The organism is Allobosea sp. TAB14, assembly GCF_052113865.1.
GTDB lineage: Bacteria > Pseudomonadota > Alphaproteobacteria > Rhizobiales > Beijerinckiaceae > Allobosea > Allobosea spartocytisi.
The window spans coordinates 1-5677 of the sequence record NZ_JBFRDQ010000244.1 but is presented as its reverse complement, the minus strand read 5'-3'; the positions used below and the strand labels follow the sequence as shown (position 1 = coordinate 5677).

Genomic DNA, 5677 nt, shown 5'->3' with positions numbered 1-5677 from the left:
CTGTTCAGGGTAGCGACTAGGCCCCCTGAGAATGGCGACTTCCTAACGACAGAGATTTGGAAGAAGGCTGGCCTCAGAACTAATCCGAGTCCACCGCCAGCAGGACCACTCCAAAGCGCCGAGACCCTACTCAAGGCAGTCAAGGAAATGAAACGAGCTCCCACGTCGCGTCTTGGCAGGGCGGAGCCATCCTTAACTGACTCGGTTGACCAGATGGTTATTGAGCGAATGGTTCCATTGACGATGGGGAAGTGGGCGCTGTTTCCTCCGGAAGTAAAGGCCGACTCTGGCCGAGAACAGTTACGAGACTAGATCGACTTGACCGGCATACGGGCATGCCCTCGTTTGGATTAGCCTCGCTTTGGAGGACGCTAGTTGGCATCGACGCGAACCGTGGGCGACGTTAATCGAAATGGGCAAAAGCTCATGGAGAAGACGGATACGCCCGGCAATGACCACATGCAAAAGCTTTGGATCGTGGAATGCACGGTGCCGACGAATGGCGAGATTTGCGGCCACCGTTATGCCAGCAACGGGTCTGATTTCTTCCAGCGGAAATGCCCGGCCTGCCAAGGGGGCGCGCCCGGTCCTTCTATCGCCTCGCCACTCAACGTCCTCTGTGTCGATGTCGGGTCGTTCAAAAACATCGGCTGGGCGAATGACCGCAGCCAACTCGGGAACGGCTACACGATTGAGCTGGAGTTGCACAGGCTTGGCACGCTTTTGAAAGCCGGCCACAGGCTCGCAATCGGCTTCGAAGCCCCCATTTGGACGCCACGTCGGCAGGACATTAAGAGCGTTACGGCCAGCAGAGGCGGCGTCGAACGCAAGCTAGGTCGCGCTTGGTCTGCGGGACCAGGTTGCACCGTTCTAGCGACGTGCCTCGCTGTCATGCCGTGGTGCTTGACAAAACTACGCGAAGTTACGGGACCGCTAGACGCGACGATTGACCTCAGCAGGTTCGCCGCTGGGCACGGTCAGCTTCTGATTTGGGAAGCCTTCGTCTCGGGAGCAGCCAAAGCATTGTCTCACCATGAGGATGCCGCGCTGGCTGTCAGTGAGTTCATTTCCCGCTACCCCTCCATCGTGTCGGATGTTCCTCCGGAGGAGGCCGTCAATCATGCGGCTATCGCTCTTCACATCGCGGGCTTTCGAGTTGACCCAGCAGAGTTTGGCATGCCGGCAACGGTCGTCTGCGTCGCATCGGACCCGATCCCCATCTAGCGGGGGACACGCGGCGGGACACCCTCGATTTTCAGTCTCTGATTTTGGTTGTTTTCGGGGTCGCTTAGACTTGCGACTGCAACACTAGACTGCTACACCGCAGGCAACTTGAGAAGCCAAAATACCTAGTAAAATCAACGATATGTCGGACTGCGGACCCTCTCCCACCCCTTCCGCCATTGGCTTCCGATCACCGCATCGCCGCCAACTGGCATACCGAGCCATACCCCCGACACGCGCTCCAACACAGAACGAGCTTCATGGTCCAGCGAGGCAGCCTGGCTCGTCTTCGGCACCCAACCCCCTGAAGATGAGCGCTATGATCCTCGCTGCCTGAGCATCCCTGCCGCGATGGGATGGGATTTGCCAGAGGACTCCGAGAAGCATCAAAACATCATCGGCATTTGCATCGCGATCAATCGCGCCGGCGGTCTCGCATGCAGCGATGAGTGAACGCACTGCCAACAGCATCTGCTGATAGGTTTCGCGTTCGTCATCCTCGGACGTGGCCCCTTGCAGAAGTTTTGCCACGCCGCGCTTCATGGCGCTGGAATCCGCCACTTGGGCGCACCACAGACGAAATGCCTCCAGCGGCGGATGCTCCTGCAGAAGCGTGGATGCAAGAGCCGCAAGGGCGTTGATCTCCTTGCGATAAATCGCCAGGGCCAGAGCTTCCCGCGTCGGGAAGTGCCGATAGAGCGTGCCTTGCCCCACTCCGGCTGCCTTGCCGATGGCGCTGAGCGGCGTTTCGGGATCGGCGGTCAGGGCCTTTCGTGCCACCTCGAGGATGCGATCACGGTTGGCGCGGGCGTCTGCTCGCAATCCATCCTCTTGTGCAGCCATATCGCCTCTTGACTAAGCGGACAATTGTCCGTTATTTGGCAATAAGCGGACAGTTGTCCGAATATAGTGCATGTGGAGACGGACATACAATATGCCAAGCTCGGCCGGACGGGCCTCGATATTTCGCCTATCGCTATTGGCTGTATGGGGTTCGGGGACCCGTCGCGCGGTTACCCTTCCTGGTCGCTCGACGAGGAAGCAAGTCGACGTCTCGTTCGCCATGCACTCGAGGCGGGCATCAATGTCTTCGACACCGCCAATTTGTATTCGAACGGTTCCAGCGAGGAGATCCTCGGGYGGGCACTGAAGGACTTTGCACACCGCGAAAACGTGGTGATCGCCACCAAACTCAGCGCCCCCATGCGCGACGGACCCAATAGTATGGGGCTATCGCGCAAGGCGATCATGACCGAAGTCGATATGAGCCTCAGGCGCCTGGGCACCGACTATATCGACCTCTACCAAATCCATCGTCGTGACAGGACCACCCCCTGGGAAGAAACGCTCGCGGCCCTGAACGATGTCGTCAAGGCCGGCAAGGTCCGCTATCTCGGCGCATCGTCCATGAAGGCCTGGGAATTCGGCAAAGCGCTACACCTGCAGGAATCCAATGGCTGGGCCCGCTTCGTGTCGATGCAGGATAGCTACAATCTTCTCGACCGCGAGGAAGAGCGCGAGATGCATCCGCTTTGCATCGATGAAGGGGTGCAGACCATCATCTACAGCCCTCTCAACCGCGGCCGGCTGGCCCGGCCGTGGGGTGTGATCACTGCACGAGCGGAAAGCGAAGCGGTCTACAAGCTAGGAGCAGCCACGGCCGACAGCGACAAGCTGATTGTCGATGCGGTGGGGGCGATTGCGGAAGAACGGGGCGTCGGCCGGCCCATGATTGCGCTGGCCTGGTTGCGTCGCAATCCTGTGGTGGCAGCTCCGATCGTCGGTGCGCTGAAAGCAGAGCATATCGACGACGCCGTGGCCTCCCTGTCGATCAGCCTCACCGACGAGGAGGCGGCACGGCTGGAGGCGCCCTATACGCCGCGGCTCGACCATCAGGGAGTGTCAGACCCGGCCATGCTGCGCCGCGCGGCTGAAACAGCCACAGGATACAGCATCAGCCGTCTCCCCGTCCGTGAACTGAGCAAAGTGACATGAACCTTGCTCGTTCTGGCGACTGACATGTCATCTTCGCGGCGATACTGACGACAACTGTTTGACCGGATCAGAGCGACAGCCGGGCCTGCAGGTCGTTAAGGAGCCACCGGCCAGCCGGGCCAGGTACATGGTCCGCCATGCGGGCGGCGTAGATGGTCAGGGCGTTCGCCGGGTCACGGGCATCTTCGGCCAGCTCGAGCCGAACCAGATTGCCGGCTGCGAGATGATCGGCAATCAGATACTCCGGCATGCCGCACCAGCCGAAGCCGGCCAGCAGGAAATCCAGTCTGCGGCCGAGGTCGACAAAGCGCCACCGCGTGGCGCTGGCCAGGCCGTAATTGTTCGCTTCCCGATCGACCGGATCGGACAGGACGAGCTGGATATGGCGCTCCAGGTCGTCGCGGGTTGCCGGACGACCAAGCGCTGCCAATGGGTGTTCGGCGCTGACCACGGGCGTCAGCGCCACGCGCAGGATCGGCGAAGCCACGACGTCCTCGGGCACCACCGGCAGCAGCAGGCAGAAGGCCAGTGCGACGTCGCCGCTGCGCAAACGACGCAGCGCCCCGCCCAGCCCCTCGGTCGAGAAGCTGATGGGAAGATGCGGATAGGCCTGGTGCAAAGCGCGCAGGCTTTCGATGAGCGGGGCGGTAGGCACCAGCGGATCTATGGCCAGGGCGAGCTCGGGCTCGATCCCGCCTCGCGCACCGATGGCGACGGCCTCGAAGCGTGCCGCGCTCGARAGCACCAGCCGGGCCTGATCGACCAGARCCCGGCCCGTTTCAGTCAGGCGGGGGCGATGGGTGCTGCGGTCAAAGAGCTGGACGCCCTGCGCGGCTTCCAATGTCGCTACCGACTGGCTGATTGCCGATTGCGCGCGGCGCAATTGCCGTCCGGCCGCTGAAAAGCTGCCGGTATCAGCAATCGTCACCAGGACGCGCAATTGGTCGAGGCTGAGACTGCCGATCATAATCCATCTCATTAGCCGATAGAGATGGTCACTTTATTATCGCTCCCGCCGCTGAATAGAAAGTCCTACATATCGTCCACATCTGTTCCGGCTGTTCAGCCCAAAGCCTTGAGGACGCCATGCCCAACCTTCTCGTTGTCGAAACCAGCGCGCGCGGCGAGGCTTCGATTTCCCGTCAGCTGACCAAACGCCTTGTCGCCAATTGGCTCGAGGTGCACCCGGATGGCGCGATCGTGCGGCGCGACCTGGCCGTGGATGCGCTGCCGCACGTGACCATGCCGTGGTTATCGGCTTATTTCACGCCACCGCATGCCCATACCTCGGACATGGCCGAGCAACTGCGCCTCTCGGACGCGCTGGTTGCCGAATTGCTGGCAGCTGACGAGCTTGTCATCGCCACGCCGGTCTACAACTACAATATCCCGGCCAGCCTCAAAGCCTGGATCGATCACATCGTGCGCAAGGGCGTAACGCTTGGCTTCGACGGCAAGGGGCTGCTGATCGGCAAGAAGGCCACCGTGGTGCTGGCATCCGGCGGCATCTATGGCAAGGCCTCGCCCATCGACCACCTTAATTTTGCCCCGCGATACCTCACGGCCATTCTCAACGTCCTCGGCATCACCGATGTGAGGATTATCCACGGTGAAGGTGCCAAGGCCGTGGATATGGGTGAAGCAACGATGGACAGGTTCATCGACGCCGTCGTTCCGAAACTCGATCGTGCCGCGGCAGCCTGAGGCCGCTATCGATCGAAGTCAGCTCAGCGCGGTCCAGACCGCGTGACACAAGGACATCGCCAGGGCGAACACGGTTCCGGCGCCGATGGCGACCGCCAGGCCGACAGCAAAGTCCTTGAGCCAAGCGATCTGCTCATGCCGCTCGGAGGCTTGAAACGAGACAACCGCGGTGCGGCTTGTGTCGTGACGGTACTTAGTCTGACCCACGATGACATCTCCCGGTCCTGTACGGGCTACCGGGGCAAGCTGCGTTCCAGGGCCGTCGTCGGGAGGCGCGTTGCGCCCGCCGGTATGGGCAGCGACACGGCATCTTCCAAAGCTCAAAAGCCTACTTCACGGCGGGTCGCTTTTCGGAAGGCCGGTCAGATCATCGTCCGGTACCTTCAGCCGCCCTGCCGGACGACGGATGCGACGCGCATTACTGCGTCTTCAGCTTTCGATAGGTTCGCGTCTCGCGCGTGACCCAGCCGCGGAATGCCACGACGCTCGGCAATTGCGCCTTTCTTTCGGGATAGACCGCATAATAGGAGTCGCCCGACAAGATCGGCGGTCCAAACGGCATATGGAGGTCGTTTCGAGCGAGCTCGGCTTCGATGTAGCAGACGGGCACGATGGCAATGCCGATGCCCTGGACAGCGGCATTGATGAGCATCTCGGTGTGCGCGAACCGGGTTCCCTGAATTCGGCCCTGATAGTTGAGCCCGGAAAGCCGCAGCCAATGCAGCCACATGCTGGGGCGGCTGGCGTTCTGCAG

7 protein-coding genes are annotated in these 5677 nt (G+C 61.2%); 3 read left to right on the top strand and 4 right to left on the bottom strand.

The window, feature by feature from the left end:
• Positions 1-426 precede the first annotated feature (426 nt).
• The gene (locus tag AB4Y99_RS25195) at positions 427-1224 is read left to right on the top strand and encodes a hypothetical protein (protein ID WP_441525242.1); all 798 of its coding nucleotides are present in this window, start codon (positions 427-429) and stop codon (positions 1222-1224) included.
• Between the two features lie 258 nt (positions 1225-1482).
• Here the strand turns inward: AB4Y99_RS25195 and AB4Y99_RS25190 are convergent, their stop codons facing one another.
• Positions 1483-2067: a TetR/AcrR family transcriptional regulator gene (locus tag AB4Y99_RS25190; protein WP_191125130.1), complete on the bottom strand. Its 585-nt coding sequence runs from the start codon at positions 2065-2067 to the stop codon at positions 1483-1485.
• Between the two features lie 84 nt (positions 2068-2151).
• Here AB4Y99_RS25190 and AB4Y99_RS25185 point away from each other — a divergent pair, with 84 nt between their 5' ends.
• The gene (locus AB4Y99_RS25185; protein WP_441525243.1) at positions 2152-3219 is read left to right on the top strand and encodes an aldo/keto reductase; all 1068 of its coding nucleotides are present in this window, start codon (positions 2152-2154) and stop codon (positions 3217-3219) included.
• Between the two features lie 67 nt (positions 3220-3286).
• Here the strand turns inward: AB4Y99_RS25185 and AB4Y99_RS25180 are convergent, their stop codons facing one another.
• Positions 3287-4186, bottom strand: a complete 900-nt coding sequence (locus AB4Y99_RS25180) for a LysR family transcriptional regulator (RefSeq protein WP_441525241.1) — start codon at positions 4184-4186, stop codon at positions 3287-3289.
• 119 nt (positions 4187-4305) lie between these two features.
• On the opposite strand from AB4Y99_RS25180, the gene AB4Y99_RS25175 reads away from it, so the two are divergent.
• A complete protein-coding gene (locus tag AB4Y99_RS25175; protein WP_441525240.1) occupies positions 4306-4923 on the top strand; it encodes an FMN-dependent NADH-azoreductase in 618 nt (205 codons plus the stop codon).
• Positions 4924-4941: 18 nt separating this feature from the next.
• On the opposite strand, the gene AB4Y99_RS25170 is transcribed toward AB4Y99_RS25175, so the two are convergent.
• Complete coding sequence (locus AB4Y99_RS25170; RefSeq protein WP_113252323.1) at positions 4942-5130, bottom strand: hypothetical protein; 189 nt, start codon at positions 5128-5130, stop codon at positions 4942-4944.
• Between the two features lie 211 nt (positions 5131-5341).
• Positions 5342-5677, bottom strand: a 336-nt coding sequence (locus AB4Y99_RS25165; protein WP_441525239.1) for a LysR substrate-binding domain-containing protein, incomplete at its 5' end; no start/stop codon positions are given.

Coding starts and splice junctions, on each gene's coding strand:
- AB4Y99_RS25195 (WP_441525242.1), top strand. CDS start 427: ATGGAGAAGACGGATACGCCCGGCAATGACCACATGCAAAAGCTTTGG.
- AB4Y99_RS25175 (WP_441525240.1), top strand. CDS start 4,306: ATGCCCAACCTTCTCGTTGTCGAAACCAGCGCGCGCGGCGAGGCTTCG.
- AB4Y99_RS25190 (WP_191125130.1), bottom strand. CDS start 2,067: ATGGCTGCACAAGAGGATGGATTGCGAGCAGACGCCCGCGCCAACCGT.